The organism is Gemmatimonadaceae bacterium, assembly GCA_020846935.1.
In the GTDB taxonomy this organism is placed as follows: Bacteria; Gemmatimonadota; Gemmatimonadetes; order Gemmatimonadales; family Gemmatimonadaceae; genus RBC101.
This window is the reverse complement of record JADLCY010000015.1, coordinates 235,045-251,488: the sequence shown is the minus strand read 5'-3', so window position 1 is coordinate 251,488 and position 16,444 is coordinate 235,045. Positions and strand designations below refer to the sequence as shown.

Below are 16,444 nucleotides of genomic sequence, written 5' to 3'. Positions count from 1 at the left end.
TTCACCCGCCCAGCGAACGTCCCCATGTCCCATCCAACCCGTTCGTCCTTCGTGCGGCTTCGCCGGCGCCTGATCATGGGTGCGGCCATCGCCCTCGTGGCCTGCGGCAAGCCGGTAGAGGCCCCGCCCGCGCCGGCCTCGATCGTGCTCGTGCAGGGCAACCTGCAGTCGATACAGGGCGGTCAGGAGCTGCCCAACCCGATCGTCGTGCGATTGCTGGATGAGACCGGACGCCCGGTCGAAGGCGTCGCGGTGGGATTTTCGGTCGTGGTGGGCGGCGGGGCCGTGAACCCCGGCAGCGTGGTGTCGGACGAAAATGGCGAAGCCCGAACGAAGTGGATCCTGGGTTCGGGGGAGGCCAATCAGACGCTGACCGCGAGAGCGCCCGGGCTGGATCCGCTCAACATCAACGCCATCGCCCTCCTCCCGACCGACCTCCTCATCGCGCAAGGCAACAACCAGCAGGCCAAACCGTCCGCAGCGTTGCCGAACCCGATCGTGATCCGCGTCGTCGGGCCGAACAACGCGCCCATGAAGGGCATCGCCGTCGCGTTTCAGGTCATCACTGGTGGTGGCCTCATCTCCCCGCAGTCCGGCCTGACGAATGCCCAGGGCGAAGTCACCGCACGCTGGACACTCGGCAGCAGCCAGGGGGCGCAGTTGCTCGCGGTCTCGTCAGGCAACCTGCAGCCGATCTCGCTCAACGCCATCGCCTCGCCCTGACGCTCCGCCACGCAAGCCGATCCAGCAAAAAAACGATCGCGTTGCCCTGACGCTCCGCCACGCAAGCCGATCCAGCAAAAAAACGATCGCGTTGCCCTGATGCTCCGCCACGCGAGCCGTGTCTCTGGACGTGATCGCCACGCTCTGACGTTCAGCGACGCGAGGCGAGTAAGGGACCGGGGTCGTCACTCAGGACGGCGCGCACGCCGCGGGCCCAGCAGCGCCGCGCGGCCTCGACTTCGTTGACCGTCCACACGTACATCGGTACCTCGGCAGCTTCCACCGCCCGCGCGAGTGCCGCCAGGGGCAGCGGGACCCCGTGGTACGTTTCCGGCACGCTCAGCGCCGCATAGGGCCGGCGACGAAACCGCACGCCGGCGAGCGCCGCTGCCCAGAGCCACCCCACCTCGCGCGTCGAACACGTTCGCGCAATGCGACTTCCGGCAAACGCGGCCAGGGTGCGGTGGCGGAACGCGCCAACGAGCACTCGGTCGTGCGCATTCGCGTGTTCGAGGATGCGTCGCACCGTGGGCGCCGCCTCCTCCTCCTTGATTTCGACGAGCAGGGGCACGCCGGGCAGCGCCTCCAGCACGTCCTGGAGCGAGTTGATGCCGACGCCGCGCTCCCGCCAGGGAAAGGAACGGCCACCATCGGGTGTGAACGTCGCGCCGGCGTCGAGGCCACGCAGCTCGGCCAGGGTGTGGGACCGCACGAGCCCGGGCACTCCCGTGGTGCGCAGGAGCTCGGCATCATGAAAGACGACGAGATTCCCATCACCCGTCAGGCGCACGTCGAACTCGAGCCCGTGCGCGCCCAGGTCCAGCGCCTGCCGAAAGCTCACCAGCGTGTTCTCCGGTGCGTGTGCGGGGTTGCCGCGGTGGCCGAGGACGCCGCGCTCGGGGATCTCCGCAAAGCGTCGTGGCAGCGTGGTCACGTCGTGGGACTCGTCAGGCAGCCGATGAAGGAAAGCTTCGGGGGGCCGGCCCGCGTGGACCGACCCCCCGGCATCGATCGTGTGGCGTGCAGCCACCCGGGTTGATGTCAGAACGTGTACTGCAATCGCGTAAGCGCCAACCGCCCGATCTTCGGCGTGCCGACAAAGGTCGCCTTCTGGTTGTTGAGCACGTTGGTCACGTTGATCGACCAGCGCACTTCGCTCGCCACCGGCAGCTTCCAGGAGAAGCCGAGGTCGAGGAACGCATTCACCGGCACTGCGGGATACCGCACCGGCGTCCCGACCCCGTAGGAATTGAAGACGCCCGAGTTTACGGGGAATGCGTTGGCGTAGCGTCCGCGAATCTCGCTGCTGAATCCGCTCGTCAGGTTGGCGTAGCGCAGCGCGGCGCTCCCGCGATGGTTGGCGGCGTTGGCCGCGAGCGGGTTGCCGGGCGTGGCGCCCGGCGCGTCCGGGAAGACGTTGTCGCTGAGGTAGGAGTAGGTGCCTTCGAGCGACCAGCGGTCGTTGATCAGGAAATCCGCGGCGACGTCGAGGCCGCTCACGTTCACGTAGCCTGCAGCATTCTGGTAGGAGAACACGAGGTACGACTGGTCGTACAGCGGGTTCGTGAACGCCGCGGCGCCGACGGGAATCGCCGCCATCAACGGGGTGAGGGCGCCGGCGGCCGCCGTGGCCGTGGCCTGCGCCTGCTGTGCGGGCATACCCTGGGCAATCAGCGCCTGCGCGATGCGGCCCCCGAGGAACGCGCCCAGTTGCTGCGGATTGAACAGGACGCCAGGGTTGAGGATCTGCGTGGTGGGGTCCGCCGGTCGGCGTGAGAACCACAGGTCGGTCGCCAGGCGGAAGCGTTCATTGAAGAGCCCCTTGTAGCCGACTTCCCAGGTGGTCGAGAAGTTCGCACCGAGCGGCGCGTAGTCCGTGGGCGCGCTGGTGAGCGGGCGACGCGTATTGAGGTCGAGCAGCACCGAGCCGATGTCGGTCGGCGTCGGTCGGAGCGCGTTGAGGATGGGACCGAGCTGCGTGAGCAGTCCGAGGAGCTGCTGGCGGCCGGCTTCACCAGCCTGGCCAAACTGCGAAACGGGCAGGCCGCGCACGATGTTCGGCAGCGCTTGAATGAAGCCTGGGTAGGCCGCGGTGGCGCTCGCCGCCTGCACGCCCTGCGCATACGGAGAGCGCATGCACAGTCCGTTGCACGAGCGGTTGAACTGCCACCCCATCTTTGGCGGGTTGCCCATGATCTGCACGGGCAGCCCGGGCGCTGGCGTCTGGCCGGAGTACTGATCGAGGAAGAAGGCGAACGAGGCGGGCGAGTTGAACGCGCGGTTGTAGGTGACGCGGAGGTTCTGCGTCGGTGTCGCCTTGAAGATCAGGGCGGCGCGCGGTGACCACTGCGAGCCTTCGATGCGGGAGTTCACGTCGCCACGGATCGCGGCGAGCAGGTCCAGCTTGGGTGCCAGCTCCGTCGTCGTCTGGATGTAGGCGCCGTATTCGTTGATGTCGTCGTTGTCGTCGTTGCGGCCGTTGATCGACCCTTCGGTCTTCGGGCGTGTGGCGATGTAGTCGCCGCCAAGTACCACGCGCGTGCGACCGAACTCGAGGCCCTGCTGCAACTGGCCGACGAGTACGCTCGAACGGTCAACCACCGGAATGCCGGTGCGCAGGTAATACGTCCCGGCGTCGTCCTGTGGGCTGTCGTTGCCCGAGTTGGAGTTGTTGTAGAAGAGCTGCGCAAAAAACTTCTTGTGCCGGAAGCGCTCCTGCAGGCTGAGGTAGCTCCAGTCTCGCACCTGCGCGGCGCCGAACGTGGTGGTGATCTCCATGCCGCGCCCGATCTTCGAGTAGCCGGCCGAGGAGATGATCTCGGTGTCTTCGTTGGGGCGGAAGTCGAGGCGGGCTTCGCCGGAGGTGCGTTGCAGATCGAAGTTGCGCGAGACGGCATCGCCGCGGCGCGACTGGGGGACCCGCGTGTCGGTCAGCGAATAGGTGGCGGGTTCGTTCGGATCCCGGTACTCGAAATCCTTTGCCGTGAAGTATTCGCCCGCGATCTTGTAGCCCCACTTGCCGTCGCCCGTGGCGCCCGCGTTGCGCAGGCCGGCGCGCAGGAGCGATCGCTCGCCACCGTCCACGGTCACCGTGGTGCCTTGCGAGGCGAACGGGGACTTCGTGATGATGTGCAGGACTCCGTTGCCGGAGTTTGGCCCGTAGAGCGCGGCCGCCGGTCCCTGCAGCACTTCGATGCGGTCGATGTCGTCCCCGGTGCCCGTGAACAGGAACGGCACGTTGACGCGAAGCGACGGGACCCCGGCAAACCGATAGTCCTGCAACATCAGCATCGTCGTGGAAAACGCGTTGTTGAATCCGCGCGAGACGACGTTCGATTGTGCGATGCCGCCCGTGGAAATGGCGAGGCCCGGCGACGACTTCAGGTGGTCCGTCGCCGTCACCGCCGGTCGCTCGGCGATACGTTCGGCGCTCACCACGGAGATCGAGTTGGGCGATTCGAGGATCTTCTCCGGCTCGGCGCCGCGCGTCGCGGTCGTCACGACCGCATTGAGCCGCGTGGCCGCTGGGGTGAGCGAGATGTCCTGCGTGACCGTCCCACCGGCCGTGACGGTCACGTTGGGAATGTCCTGCTGGATGTATCCGATGCCTCCGGCGCGCACGATGTACGTCCCGGGGGCGAGATTGACGATGCGGTAGGTGCCGTCCTCTCGCGTCAGGACCGAGGCTGCGGCCTGACCGCTGCTCGCGATCGCCTGGATGCGGCCGCCATTTACCGGCAACGATCCTTCCGAACTGGTAACCCTTCCGGTGATGCTGCCCACCTGCTGCGCCTGGAGCGCCGGGGCTGCACACACCGTCACGGTGGCCAGCACGAATCGCCACAATCGTTGTGCTTGCATCTGCACCTCTCGAGGGGGTAAGCGAACGGTGATCCGAAGATATGCGGCACCTGCCGTCCGGCTAGTCGGCAAACGGGGCGAACGCGACTTCCACAATGTCGAGAGAGGCCCCACTTTCGCCTGATGTTCCGACTCCTCGCCAGCCTGGTGGTGCTCACGGTCGCCGCGCCTTCACTTGTTTACGCGCAGGGCGGTCGACTCGTGTGGCGCGGCCTTTTCGGGGACGTGGCGTTCGAAGTCCGCACCAGCGGCACCGATGTCCTGCTGGGTGCGTCGGGGGACTCCGGCTCGGCGTCGGCGGCGTTCCGGGGGACCGACGTGCGTCGATTCGTCGATTCACTCACGCGCCGCCTGACGAGTACGCGCGCGCGGCGCGACACGACATGGACCCTGCGCGTGGAGGAGCCGGGGACGAGCGCCGGCGCCATGAGTCTTTCACCAGCGGGCCGCGGCGCGGACCGGCAGCGGGTCTATCGACTGTTCATGGCGGACGACGTGGTCTCGGGGGTCCGCGCGACGCTCACGACGACCGAGGTGCGCGTGCTGCTACGCTCCCTGCGCGAGGCGTCGGCGGTACCGAAGAAGCCGCCGGCCGTCCGACGCCGGCGATCATCGCGGTAAGCTGCGCCCTCGCGGCCTGCGCCTCCGCGTTGGTGGGATCGAATTCGAGGCCGGCATCGACTTCAGCAAGCGCGCCGCGCAGGTCGCCCCGCTGAGCGAGAATGCGCGCAAGGTAGAAACGGGCGAGCGCGAGCGATGGGTCGGCGGCGAGCGCCGCGCGGTACGACGCGGAGGCGGCGTCCAGTTGACCAGACTCGAGGCGCAGGTTGCCGAGATTGAAGTGGGCCAGCGGCTCGCGCGCGTTGATGGCGAGCGCGCGCTCGTACGCGCGTACGGCGCCCGGCGCATCGCCGCTCGCGGCCCGTGCAATGCCCATGTTCACCCAGGCCAGCGGCTGCGCGGCATCGAGCGTCAGGCTCCGGTCGTAGGCCGCGATTGCCTCAGGGAGTCGGCCCGCGTTTGCGAGCGCGAGCCCATGGTTGAGGTGGATGCGGGGATTGCGCGGCTCGATCTCGAGGGCTTTCTGGTAGGTGGTCACGGCCGCCACCGGATCCCCGGCCTCGCGCTGGCGATCGGCGAGAAACCCCAGCGTCGTGGCCCACCGGCTCCGCACGAGCGGCTCGTCGGAGCCCTGGTCGCCGAGCTGCGTGGCCAGAAAGCCGCGTGCTCGTGCGCCACCCGTGTAGTGCAGCGCGGCCAGCGCCACCGCGCGTACATCAAGGTCGCGATCGGCGGCGAGCCGGCGCAGGCGCTCCGATGGCGTGCCCTGCAGCGGGATGTTTGGGGTGAGGAAGCGTTCGGTGAACAGCGCGAGACCGACGAACTGCGCGGCGGTATGCGGGGCGTCCGGCAGGAGCAGGGTGGTGGCGGCGCGCGCGGCGTCGGTCGTCTCGCGGCCCTCGAGCACCGAGGCGATGGTCGGGGCGATCGGCTTGAGCTCGCGGTACCACGACCGGACCTGTTGGTCGAGCGCCGCCTCGGAGCGATCGGCGTGACACGAGCGGCACGCGCTGCGAACGCCCAGCGCCGAATCGGCCAGCGGTCTCGGGATCGGGATGGCGTGGTCCGACCGCGCGTACTGCAAGGCCGTGCCCACCTCGGGTTCCTGCAGGTACGGCATGTGGCAGGCCACGCAGCGACTCCCGGGCGAGTCTGCCGGGTGGTTGGTATGCAGCGAGACCTGCGTGGCCTTGCTGGCATGACACGACGTGCACTGGCGGTCGTCGAAGCGGCCCACGAGCGGGCGTCCCTGCACGTCGCGATACCCCTGGGAATGCGGGTCGTGACAGCTCGTGCAGGTCATGCCGCCGTTCACGTAGCAATCGCTGAAGAGGTGGCCCTCCTGATAGGCGAACGTCCGGACGCGTCCGTCCGGTAAGTGCGCGGCGTCGCCCAGCTGTGGCAGCTGCAATGAGTAGTAGGCGGTGAGCGATCGTCCGGCGCGGTAGCCCGGCCGGAGCTGGTCCTTGAGGGCGTGGCACTGGAAACACGTGCCTAACGACGCGTCCTTGGCGAGCGTGGCGAGCGGCGTCATCCCGATCTCGCCCCGTGCTACCGCGGCCGGATCGCCCACCAGCGCCACGTGTCGCCGTCCGGGTCCGTGGCACGATTCGCAGTCGATACCCAGCGACGCATACCGCGTCCGGTACGTACGCGCCGCCGAGTCCACCGAAACTTCGATCTGGCTCCCGTGGCACGACTGGCAGTTGGTGAACCGCAGTTCGTCGCCCAAAACGCGCTGTGGCGGCCAGTCCCCGCAGTCGGCGAGGCGCAGATCGGGCGTGATCGGCACCCATCCGCGGTTGGCGCGGGATCCGGTATTGCAGAACCACGTCGCTTCGCGTCGAATGAAATCGAACGGCAAGAAGCGCAGCGTGCCGTCGGCGAGTCGCGACACGAATCCCTGCGTGCCACCGCCCTGCATATGGCCACCTCCCACCACGCCGTCCACGCGATACGTCCGCTCGGGGCGACCCTCCTGTCGCACGACGAACTGCCACGTGTTGCCGCGCCGCTCGGGGACCACCACGCCATCGCGAAAGCGCATCGGCGTGCCGTCGAAGGCTTTCAGCAGCCGCACGGATCCCGGAGCACCGCCCGCGGCCGCGTGCGTAGAGCCCCGCCAGGTGTCGTACGCCGCGCGATGGCACGAGGCGCAGGCCTCGGATCCAAGAAAGTCCGACGCAGAAACGTCAGCCGCCTCGAATGCCACCCGCGGCGGCGGGAGCGGCGTCTCGACACCGGAGTCCGGCGCGTCGCGCGAGGTGCGCAGCACGGTGAGCGTGGCGGCCACGGTCATCGCGGCCACGACGCCGAGCGCTGCCCACAGTCGCCCTCTCGTCAGGCGGGCCGAGGCAGGCGCCGCTGCCGGTGACTCGTCAGGCACCAGACGCGGACCGCCGGACGCGTCCCCCGGTCGTCGACCTCCTTTGCGCTTCCTGGCCATCACGGTGTGCCCCGGCGTCGCATGTCTACCTGCTCCATGCCGGCCCCTCGCAGCGGCACAGGCGGCGAATCTCGGCGACCAGGGCGCGGATCTGCGGTGGCGTGAGCGTCTCGCCGAACGCCGGCATCCGCGGGCTGCGGTTCATGATCGCGCCGCCGCTCGCGATCGTGTCGTAGAGGGCATCGTCGGAGCGGGCCGACATCGAGGCGGCGCTGGCGTGCGCGGCAGGGGTGACCGGCAGTCGTGACGCGTTGAGCCCGTCGCCGCGGCCCGACGCTCCGTGGCACGGCGCGCACCATCGGCCATACAACGCGGGGCCACCGGCGTCAGGCACCGCGCGCGCGGCCCCGGCAGGTGGCGTTGCCCCCGTGCCGGGCCGCGTCTGCAGGTAGCGGACGATGAGGTCGCGGGTGGCCGGCGCCATCGTCAGGCGCGGCATGAGACTCCCAGGCACCAGGCGCTGCGGATCGTCGACCATCGCGGCGATGTAGGCCACCGATCGTCGCTCGCGCACAGTGAGCAGGTCAGGCGCGAGGCGACCGCCGTCGCTGCCAAGCGCGTGACAGCCGAGGCAGGGCAACTGCTCCCTGAGCAGCGTTTCCGCCTTGTGGACGGCAAACGCACTCAGCGGCGCCTGAGGACTGGCGACGCCGGGGAGCGCCATGAGGGCCCCGACTGCGAATGACTGAAGAATTCGTGGCAACCGGCCGATACTCGGGAAGTCTTCTCCGCCCCCGAAACCTCGCGACATGGGCATGGACCTGCAGCAGCCGCAACGTTACCCGCGTGACAGGGACGGGCACAATACGGACGCGCCGACGCCACTCGAGGTCCGCATGCGGCGCATCCTCTCCGAGTCGGACTTCCCGGCGATCGCGACGGATGCGCTCGAGGCGCTCAAGGCAGTGCCTGACGACGACGCCTCGCTGCAGCGGCTCGCGAACATCGTGCTCCGCGAGTACGCGCTGACGCTCAAGGTGCTGCGGACCGCGAACAGTGCGTACTACAAGCGCGGCGGCGCCACGGTGCAGAGCGCGGCCCACGCCATGCTCCTGCTCGGCGCCCGCACGGTGCGCCACCTCGCGGCGAGCCTCCTGGTGTTCGACCACTACCGCAAGCGGTCGCCCGGGCTCAGGGAACTCATGCTCATGAGCATGATCACCGCCAATCATGCCCGCGAACTGGCGATGCTCCGACGGCTTCCCGATCCCGAGGAGGCGCATCTCGCCGGCATGTTCCGGAACCTCGGCGAAGTCCTCGTGGCGGGCTACTTCCCGCGCGAATACGCGCAGGTCCTCACGCGCATGGAGTCGCAAAAGCAGTCCGTCGCCGGCGCAAGCTTCGACGTGCTGGGCTTCGTGTTCGAGGATCTCGGCGATGCGATGGCGCGTCACTGGGGGCTGCCGGAATCGGTGATCCTCGCGATGCGCGCGGAGGGCCCGGCGGCGGCCAACGAGCTGAGCGCCATCGTCTCGTGTGCGCATGAGCTGACCACCGCGGTCTATCGTCACGAGCGCGCCGTGCGACTCGACGGCGTGCCCTCGGTGCTGGAGCGCTACGGTCGACGGCTTGCCCTCGACCGCGCGCAGGCCACCGATGTGGTGCGTGCTGCCTTGCGCGAGACCCGCGAGATCTTTGCGAGCGCGAAGGTCGGACTGGACGACCTGCGACTCCGGCGTCAGCACGATGCGGCGGTCCTGCAGCTGGGCGGCGGACGCCTGTCGCGGACACCGTCCGGTGAACTCGCGATCGCTCCGGACGGCGAAGCGGCAGCACTCGCCAGGCGCGAGGCACTCGTCGCCGAGGTCCGCCACGCGGCCGAGCCGGCGTCGGGCACCGACCTCAATCGCCTGATCCTCACCATGCTCGAGGCGATCTATCGCGGCGGCCCGTTCGATCGCGTCGTCTTCTGCGTGTTGTCACCGGATCGGTCGACCGCCACGGCGCGGTTCGGACTCGGCGACCAGGTGGAAGCGCTGCTCCCGCAGTTCTCCTTCGAGCTGTCGCCGCGCGCCGGACCACTTGCCGTCGCCATGCTTCGGCGACAGAGCACGTTCGTCCCGGTCGATCGCGACTTCACGGCTCAGGAGCTACGGTTCGCGCAGTCGCTGGGCGCCGGGAGCTTTGGTGTGTTCCCCGTCATGGTCGGGTCACGCATGGTGGGCTGCGTGTATTGTGACCGTGCCTGGCACGTGCGGGCGCCGGAGAAGTCCACCGTCGCGTTCGTCCGATCCATCTGCGACAGCGCTGCTCGTGGCATTGCCGCGCGCCGCACGGAACCGGGAATGACCGCGATCGCTGCGAGCCGCGGCGGTACCACCCGCACGCCGACGACTGGCGTCACGACTTCGGGGCGCCAAGCCGAGGCGCCGCCTCCTCTCGATGCGGCGGCTGCACGTCGGCCGGTCGCGGGTGCGTGACCGGCCGGCGTCGCGGCCCTTACTGTGTACTTGCCGCGCCGTGTGACCAACGCTCGAACCAACTCCGCAGGAAGAGTTGCGTGCGCAGGTAGTTCGAGGGCTTCGATCCGGTGCCGTGGTACTCCTCGTTGAACCGGATCATGGCCGTCGGCACCTTCCGGAACTTGAGCGCCTCGTAGAACTCCTCCGTCTGCGGGATCGGCGTGCGGAGGTCGAGGACGCCCGTCATGAGCATGGTGGGCGTCTTCACATTGCCCACGTACATGATCGGCGAGCGGCGCAGATGCTCGCTCGGATCCTCCCAGAACGGCTTCGCGAAATTCCGATACCACCCCGGCCCGTCCGTCGTACCGACGAACGAGAGCCAGTTGATCACCGGACAGTTGGAGCTGGCCGCGGCAAAGCGGTCGGTGTGGCCCACGATCCACGCGGTGAGCACGCCACCGCCCGAGCAACCAAACACGTACATGCGCTGCGTGTCGATGTACCCGCGATTCACGACCGTGTCGACGCCGGCCATCAGGTCATCGAAGTCCTTGTCCGGATACGCGTTCATGATCTCGTTGCCGAACTTCGAGCCGTAGCCGGTCGAGCCCCGCGGGTTGGTATAGAGGAGCACGTACCCCTCGGCCGCATGATTCTGCCGGGCGAAGTTGAACCCGACGTTGTACATCGAGTGCGGCCCGCCGTGGATCTCCAGCATCAGCGGATACTTGCGGCGCGGGTCGAAATCGGGCGGCTTCACGATCCATCCCTGGATGCGCAATCCGCCGACGGAGGTGTACCAGATCTCCTCCTGATCGCCCAGCTTGCGGCCCGTGAGCACATCGTCGTTGACCGCGGTGAGCTGCGTGAACGTCGGGTTGGCCAGCGGGAACGTCACGATGTCGCCGGGCTGCGTGGCGGTGGTCAGGATGCCGATGCCGATGCCGTTGCGGATCTCCTCGACGGAGAGCATGTGCTTGCCCTTCGTGACCTCGCGCACCGCGCCACCGGTGGAGGCAAAATACAGGTTGCGTGCCCCCTGGTTGTCGGCGCTGAAGTACACGCCCGAGTTGTCCGGGGCCCACACCAGCGCCTGCGGTGAACGATCGAGGGTGCCGGAGATCTGCCGCGGGTTGGACCCATCGGCATTCATGATGTAGAGCTCGGAGTCCTTCCACGACGCACGCGTCGAATCGTAGCCGGTGTAGGCGATCAGCCGCCCGTCAGGCGATGGCGTCGGCGAGTTGTCCGGCCCGTTGCGCTTCGTCAGCTGGCGGATGTTCCCGCTGGCGACGTCCACGGCGTAGATGTCGCTCTGTCGCCAGGTGTATTCCGCCTCCGGCACGCGGTTGGCCGAGAAGACGATGCTCCGTCCGTCGGGCATCCACTGTGGCGCTCCGTGATCCCACGCGCCGCTCGTGACCTGTCGCGGTGAGCCGCCGTCGGCGCTCACGACGAAGATGTGCGTGTGGCCGGGCGTGGTGAATCCCTGCCCGTCCTGACGGTAATCGAGCTGCGTGACGATACGCGGCGGTTCGGTCCACCGCGCTCCCTGCGGCGCTGCCGGCATCGGCAGGTTCCATTGCTCCCGGGTGGGCACGAGCATCGTGAACGCGATCCACTTGCCGTCGGGGGACCACTGCAGGTTCGACGGCGCTTGCGTGAGACGCGTCAGCTGGGTGACCGCGCCCTCGGCGTCCATCCATCGCACGAAGATCTGCGTTCCCCCGGGCTCGCCTCGCGTCGTATAGGCAATGCGCGTCCCGTCGGGTGACCATTCGGGGCTGCTCCCGGTGATCAGCGCACGCTGTCGCGTGCCGTCGATGTTCATGATCCACTGGGTCGTCTCCCAGCGATCGTTCATCTTGTCGACCCAGCGTCGCCCGTAGATGACCTGTCGGCCGTCCGGCGACACGCGGGGCGCCTGCACGGTCTCCCACTCGAGGTACTGGTCCAGCGTGAGCTTGTTGCCCGGTCCCTGTGCGCCGAGTGACGCCCCGGTGAGGGCGACGAGCGCGGCGGCGTATCGCAAGCGCATGGTCCACGATCCGGAAGGAAGTCGCGATCAATGTAGGCGTGGAGCCGGTGTGCGCGAGGGGCGACCGCCGATTCCTGCGTTGCCCGGTTAGTTTGCCTGCACCGATGAGCGACACCCAGCGCCACGATCCCTACTCCGCCTTCCGGCTTCGGCCCTTCAGGTGGTTCATCGTGTCGCTGCTGACGATGACGATGGCGGCCCAGGTCCAGGCGGTGGTGGTGGGGTGGCTGGTCTACCAGGCCACGAAGGATCCGTTTGCTCTCGGACTCATCGGTCTCGCTGAGATCGTGCCCTACGTGAGTGTTGCGCTCCTGGCCGGGTACTTCGCCGACCGCCTGGATCGCCGGCGCATCTCCATCATCGCGCTGACGGTCCTCCTCGTGGCCACCCTCGCCGTCCTCGGGTTCGTGCTCGTGTCGCCGAGCCCGTCCGTGGTGTGGCCGTTCTACGCCATCGTCGCCGTCTGCGGGCTCGCGCGCTCGTTCCTTCAGGTCTCGCGGTCGGCGCTGGTCTCGGAGATCGTGTCACCTGATCACTATGCCAACGCCGCCACCTGGCGGAGTTCCACCTGGCAGCTCGGCATGGTGCTGGGTCCCGCGTTAGGCGGCGTGCTGTTTGCGGCCACCGGGGAGCGGTTCACCTTTGCCGTCAACGTCGGCCTCGCGGCGATCTCGCTCCTTGCGATGGTCGCCGTGCGCCATCGGCCGGCACCACGCGGCGCACCCGGCGACTCGGTGCTGCGCAACCTCGCCGAAGGCCTGGCGTTCCTGCGCACCAACCGGGTCATCCTCGCCGCGCTCGCGCTGGACATGGTCGCCGTCCTCTTTGGAGGTGCGGTGGCGCTCATGCCGGTCTTTGCGTCGGACATCCTGCAGGTGGGTCCCAGGGGACTCGGTCTGCTTCAGGCGGCACCGGGCGCTGGTGCGGTCCTCACCGCCCTGGCCATCGCACACCGCCCGCCGTTCCGGCGCGCCGGACGCGCGCTGCTCCTCGCGGTCACTGTGTTCGGTGCCTGCATCGTGGGGTTCGGGCTCTCGCGCAGCTTCCCGCTGTCGGTGGCTCTCCTGTTCATCAGCGGTGCAGCCGACAATGTCAGCGCAGTCATCCGCAGCACCATGATCCAGATTCTGGTGCCCACCGGGATGCTGGGACGCATTTCTGCCGTGAATGCCATCTTCATCGGCTCGTCGAACGAGCTCGGCGCCTTCGAGTCCGGACTGGCCGCCAGGTTCATTGGAACCGTCCCAGCCGTGGTGGCCGGCGGCCTTGTTGCCATCGGGACCGTGGCGCTGACGGCCTGGAAGGTCCCCGTCCTCAGGGGGCTTGGCGAGATTCGGCGGCCCGAAGACTGATCCACCCGCCCGCTGCGCCCCAAACACTGAAGTCGGTCGAAGCGTCCGCCGACACTTGAGGGAAGCCCCGGTTCCCCCGCCGGGTCAGTCGCTGCCCCTGTGACCGTCCAACCGACCCTTCCCGCCCAGCACGGACTCCTCCCGCGCGAGGTCATCGTTCGCGAACGATGGCTCATGCAGAAGGAGTGGCTGCGCCAGTCCGCCAGGGTGCGGTTCGTTGTCATTGGCCTCTGCCTGGCGATGGCGCTGGCCGACATGCTGACCAACGTCATGCCCGGGCACTGGCAGGTCTTTGGCGGCATGCAGCTCGTCGCCATCGCGGCGAACCTCGTGGTGATGTGGCACAACCGTGCGGATCAGGTCCACAGATGGCCGATCTGGGCGATGCTCGGTCTCGATTCGTTCATCATCGCCTTCCTGACCGCTTCCATCGGAAGCCTTGGCTACCTCGGAATCCCGTTCTTTCTGCTGGCGGCTGCCGCGTACGCCCTCAGCATTCCGCAGGCGGCGCGCGTGCAGCTGGGCGTGGCCGTCATCGCCTACCCCATCGCGCGCTGGGTCGGCATGAGCGGACCCGCGAGTGCATCGGACGGCATGCTCGTGGTGCTCGAGACCGTGGTGCTCGGCGGCATCGGACACCTTGCGATCGCCGGCCCGATGCGCTTCACCTACCGAATCCGTGCAGCACGTCGGGCGCTCGGGGCGCTCGCGCGCGGCGACTTCTCGGTGCGCCTCCCGGCGCGCGCCATGGACGACCTGGGGTTTCTCGCCGCCAGCTTCAACGACACCGCGGAACAGCTCGGGTCCGCGGTGCGTTCCCTGGAGGGCGAGATCCACGAGCGCACGCGCGCCGAAGTTGCGCTCCGGGCCTCGAAAGAGGCCCTCACGCATCAGGCTTTCCACGATCAGCTCACCGGGCTTCCCAACCGAACGCGCTTTCTCGAACGCGTTGCGGGCGCACTCTCCGGCGGATCGCCGGAACGAGCGGCCGTGCTTGCGGTGGACCTCGACGGTTTCAAGGTCGTGAACGACACCTTCGGTCACGCCGCGGGCGACGCGCTGCTGCGCGAGGTGGCCACACGCCTGCTCGGGGCCACGCGCGGGTCCGACGTGGTAGCGCGGCTCGGCGGCGACGAGTTTGCGGTGCTGCTCTGCTACCTCCGCGACGAAGGCGAGACGCGGCTCGTGGCCGAGCGCATCCTGCGGGCGCTGGACGCCCCGATTGCCCTGGGCGACCGGAGCACGAGCGTCGGTGCAAGCATCGGCATCGCCTATGGCGCCCGTCATGCCGGGCCACGTGTGGCGTCGAGCGACGATCCGGAAGGCCTCGACCCGGTAGACGCGCTGCTGCACGACGCGGACGTGGCGTTGTACCACGCCAAGACGCTGGGCAAAGGCCGCTACGCGACCTTCGACCCGGCGATGAACGACGCCGACACCCAGCGCCGCTCGATGCATCGCGAGCTGCGTCGCGCGCTCGGTCGCGAGGAGTTCACGTTGATGTATCAGCCCATCGTTTCGCTGGGCACGGGCAGCGTGTCGCGCTTCGAGGCCCTGGTGCGCTGGACGCACCCGCAGTTCGGGGCCATCTCACCGGCGACGTTCATCCCGCTCGCCGAGGAGTCAGGCCAGATCGTTCCGCTGGGCCGCTGGGTGCTCGCGGCCGCGTGCCAGCAGCTCAGCGAATGGCAGCGCACGCTGGGCGATGTGGACGGCGAACTGGTGAGCCTCTCGGTGAACGTGTCGGGCCGGCAGCTGCAGCATCCGGGGTTCGTGAAGGAGGTGGTGGCGATCGTCCGCGACACGCGTGTTGCGCCGGGTGCGCTCATCCTCGAACTCACCGAAAGCGCCGTCATTCACCAGCCCGACATCGCGCGTCGCCTCATGATCGAACTCAAGGCGCACGGCATTCGCTTCGCGCTGGACGATTTCGGGACCGGCTATTCGTCGTTGAGCTATCTGCAGCACTTCCCGATCGACGTGCTCAAGATCGACCGGTCGTTCATGAATGGCGTCACCCGCGAGGGGCCGCCGCAGACGCTGGTCCGCACGATCATTCAGCTGGCCAACGCCCTGGCGCTGCAGACGGTCGCCGAGGGCATCGAGACCGAGGAACAGCGGCGCGCCGTTCACCACATGGGCGCGGACTACGGGCAGGGGTATCACTTCGCGCGGCCGATGGCGCCGGAGGATGTGCCCGCCTATGTCGCTGAGTGTCGCTCCGGGACGGCCGGAGCGCAACAAGCGGGTCGCGTTCCGGTAGAGTGGCACTAGGTTGCGGGCATGCCCGCCACCTCCTCGAGCGACGAACGCTATCACGCCATCATCCGTCGCGATCGGCGACTCGACGGCACGTTCTGGTTTGGTGTCACGACCACGCACGTGTTCTGTCTGCCTTCGTGCGCATGCCGCACGCCTCTTCAGGAGCACGTCGAGTACTTCGCTGCGGCATCGGACGCGCTCCGCGCCGGCTTTCGGCCCTGCAAGCGCTGCAGGCCTTTGGGTGATCGCCAGGCCGTGGGACTCGCCGAGCAGCGACTGACGACGCCGCTCGGTGACATGGTGGCGATCGGCACAGGGGAAGGACTCACTCTCCTCGAGTTCGCCGACCGGCCCATGTTGCGCACGCAGCGCGAGCGCGTGCGAACACTGTTCGGCAGCGAGATCGTCGAGGGCGAGTTTCCGGCGCTCCCGGCGCTCGAGGCGGAACTGGCCGAGTACTTCAGCGGTCGCCGTCGGACGTTCGACGTTCCACTGCTTCCGCTCGGTACGCCGTTCCAGCGCAGTGTGTGGCAGGCGCTGCTCACTATCCCACCGGGGCGCACGACGAGCTACGAGGCGCTGGCCGCAGCCGTCGGCAAGCCTTCGGCGCCTCGCGCCGTGGGGCGCGCCAATGGGGACAACCGCATGGCGATCATCATTCCGTGTCACCGCGTCGTCGGAAGCGATGGCGCTCTGACGGGGTACGGCGGCGGGCTCTGGCGCAAGCAGGCTCTGCTCGAACTCGAAGGCGTCTCCCACCGATCCATCGCGAAGAGTACCTCTCACGGGGCTTGAC

11 protein-coding genes are annotated in these 16,444 nt (G+C 68.4%); 6 read left to right on the top strand and 5 right to left on the bottom strand.

Annotated features, from left to right (window positions below; all coding sequences use genetic code 11):
* Positions 1-24: 24 nt before the first annotated feature.
* Positions 25-723, top strand: a complete 699-nt coding sequence (locus tag IT361_19130) for a hypothetical protein (protein ID MCC6319793.1) — start codon at positions 25-27, stop codon at positions 721-723.
* A gap of 151 nt (positions 724-874) precedes the next feature.
* On the opposite strand, the gene IT361_19125 is transcribed toward IT361_19130, so the two are convergent.
* Together IT361_19125 and IT361_19120 are read right to left on the bottom strand one after the other, a co-directional pair.
* Positions 875-1,657, bottom strand: coding sequence for a hypothetical protein (locus IT361_19125; GenBank protein MCC6319792.1), 783 nt, complete (start codon positions 1,655-1,657; stop codon positions 875-877).
* A 107-nt stretch (positions 1,658-1,764) separates the two neighbouring features.
* Positions 1,765-4,584 carry a TonB-dependent receptor gene (locus tag IT361_19120; GenBank protein ID MCC6319791.1) on the bottom strand — a complete coding sequence of 940 codons (2,820 nt, stop codon included), beginning with the start codon at positions 4,582-4,584 and terminating at the stop codon, positions 1,765-1,767.
* Between the two features lie 123 nt (positions 4,585-4,707).
* On the opposite strand from IT361_19120, the gene IT361_19115 reads away from it, so the two are divergent.
* Complete coding sequence (locus IT361_19115) at positions 4,708-5,205, top strand: hypothetical protein (GenBank protein ID MCC6319790.1); 498 nt, start codon at positions 4,708-4,710, stop codon at positions 5,203-5,205.
* Here IT361_19115 and IT361_19110 read toward each other — a convergent pair.
* The gene (locus tag IT361_19110; protein ID MCC6319789.1) at positions 5,105-7,531 is read right to left on the bottom strand and encodes a tetratricopeptide repeat protein; all 2,427 of its coding nucleotides are present in this window, start codon (positions 7,529-7,531) and stop codon (positions 5,105-5,107) included. The genes IT361_19115 and IT361_19110 overlap by 101 nt on opposite strands.
* 85 nt (positions 7,532-7,616) lie before the next feature.
* Positions 7,617-8,255, bottom strand: a complete 639-nt coding sequence (locus IT361_19105; protein MCC6319788.1) for a c-type cytochrome — start codon at positions 8,253-8,255, stop codon at positions 7,617-7,619.
* A 172-nt stretch (positions 8,256-8,427) separates the two neighbouring features.
* Between IT361_19105 and IT361_19100 the strand changes: the two genes are divergently transcribed.
* Positions 8,428-10,011: an HDOD domain-containing protein gene (locus IT361_19100; GenBank protein MCC6319787.1), complete on the top strand. Its 1,584-nt coding sequence runs from the start codon at positions 8,428-8,430 to the stop codon at positions 10,009-10,011.
* Positions 10,012-10,030: 19 nt separating this feature from the next.
* Here the strand turns inward: IT361_19100 and IT361_19095 are convergent, their stop codons facing one another.
* On the bottom strand, positions 10,031-12,034 hold the full coding sequence (locus IT361_19095; GenBank protein MCC6319786.1) for a S9 family peptidase: 2,004 nt from the start codon (positions 12,032-12,034) through the stop codon (positions 10,031-10,033).
* A 104-nt stretch (positions 12,035-12,138) separates the two neighbouring features.
* On the opposite strand from IT361_19095, the gene IT361_19090 reads away from it, so the two are divergent.
* The 3 genes from IT361_19090 (at position 12,139) to IT361_19080 (ending at position 16,443) form a co-directional block, all read left to right on the top strand.
* The gene (locus IT361_19090; GenBank protein ID MCC6319785.1) at positions 12,139-13,386 is read left to right on the top strand and encodes an MFS transporter; all 1,248 of its coding nucleotides are present in this window, start codon (positions 12,139-12,141) and stop codon (positions 13,384-13,386) included.
* Positions 13,387-13,485: 99 nt separating this feature from the next.
* Positions 13,486-15,660, top strand: a complete 2,175-nt coding sequence (locus IT361_19085; GenBank protein MCC6319784.1) for an EAL domain-containing protein — start codon at positions 13,486-13,488, stop codon at positions 15,658-15,660.
* A 9-nt stretch (positions 15,661-15,669) separates the two neighbouring features.
* Entirely contained in the window at positions 15,670-16,443 is a 774-nt protein-coding gene (locus tag IT361_19080; protein MCC6319783.1) for a methylated-DNA--[protein]-cysteine S-methyltransferase, read from the top strand.
* Position 16,444 lies beyond the last annotated feature (1 nt).

Excerpts from the sequence above, each read along its gene's own strand:
- IT361_19130 (MCC6319793.1), top strand. The coding sequence starts at position 25 with ATGTCCCATCCAACCCGTTCGTCCTTCGTGCGGCTTCGCCGGCGCCTG.
- IT361_19120 (MCC6319791.1), bottom strand. The coding sequence starts at position 4,584 with ATGCAAGCACAACGATTGTGGCGATTCGTGCTGGCCACCGTGACGGTG.
- IT361_19115 (MCC6319790.1), top strand. The coding sequence starts at position 4,708 with ATGTTCCGACTCCTCGCCAGCCTGGTGGTGCTCACGGTCGCCGCGCCT.
- IT361_19105 (MCC6319788.1), bottom strand. The coding sequence starts at position 8,255 with ATGGCGCTCCCCGGCGTCGCCAGTCCTCAGGCGCCGCTGAGTGCGTTT.
- IT361_19100 (MCC6319787.1), top strand. The coding sequence starts at position 8,428 with ATGCGGCGCATCCTCTCCGAGTCGGACTTCCCGGCGATCGCGACGGAT.
- IT361_19095 (MCC6319786.1), bottom strand. The coding sequence starts at position 12,034 with ATGCGCTTGCGATACGCCGCCGCGCTCGTCGCCCTCACCGGGGCGTCA.
- IT361_19090 (MCC6319785.1), top strand. The coding sequence starts at position 12,139 with ATGAGCGACACCCAGCGCCACGATCCCTACTCCGCCTTCCGGCTTCGG.
- IT361_19080 (MCC6319783.1), top strand. The coding sequence starts at position 15,670 with ATGCCCGCCACCTCCTCGAGCGACGAACGCTATCACGCCATCATCCGT.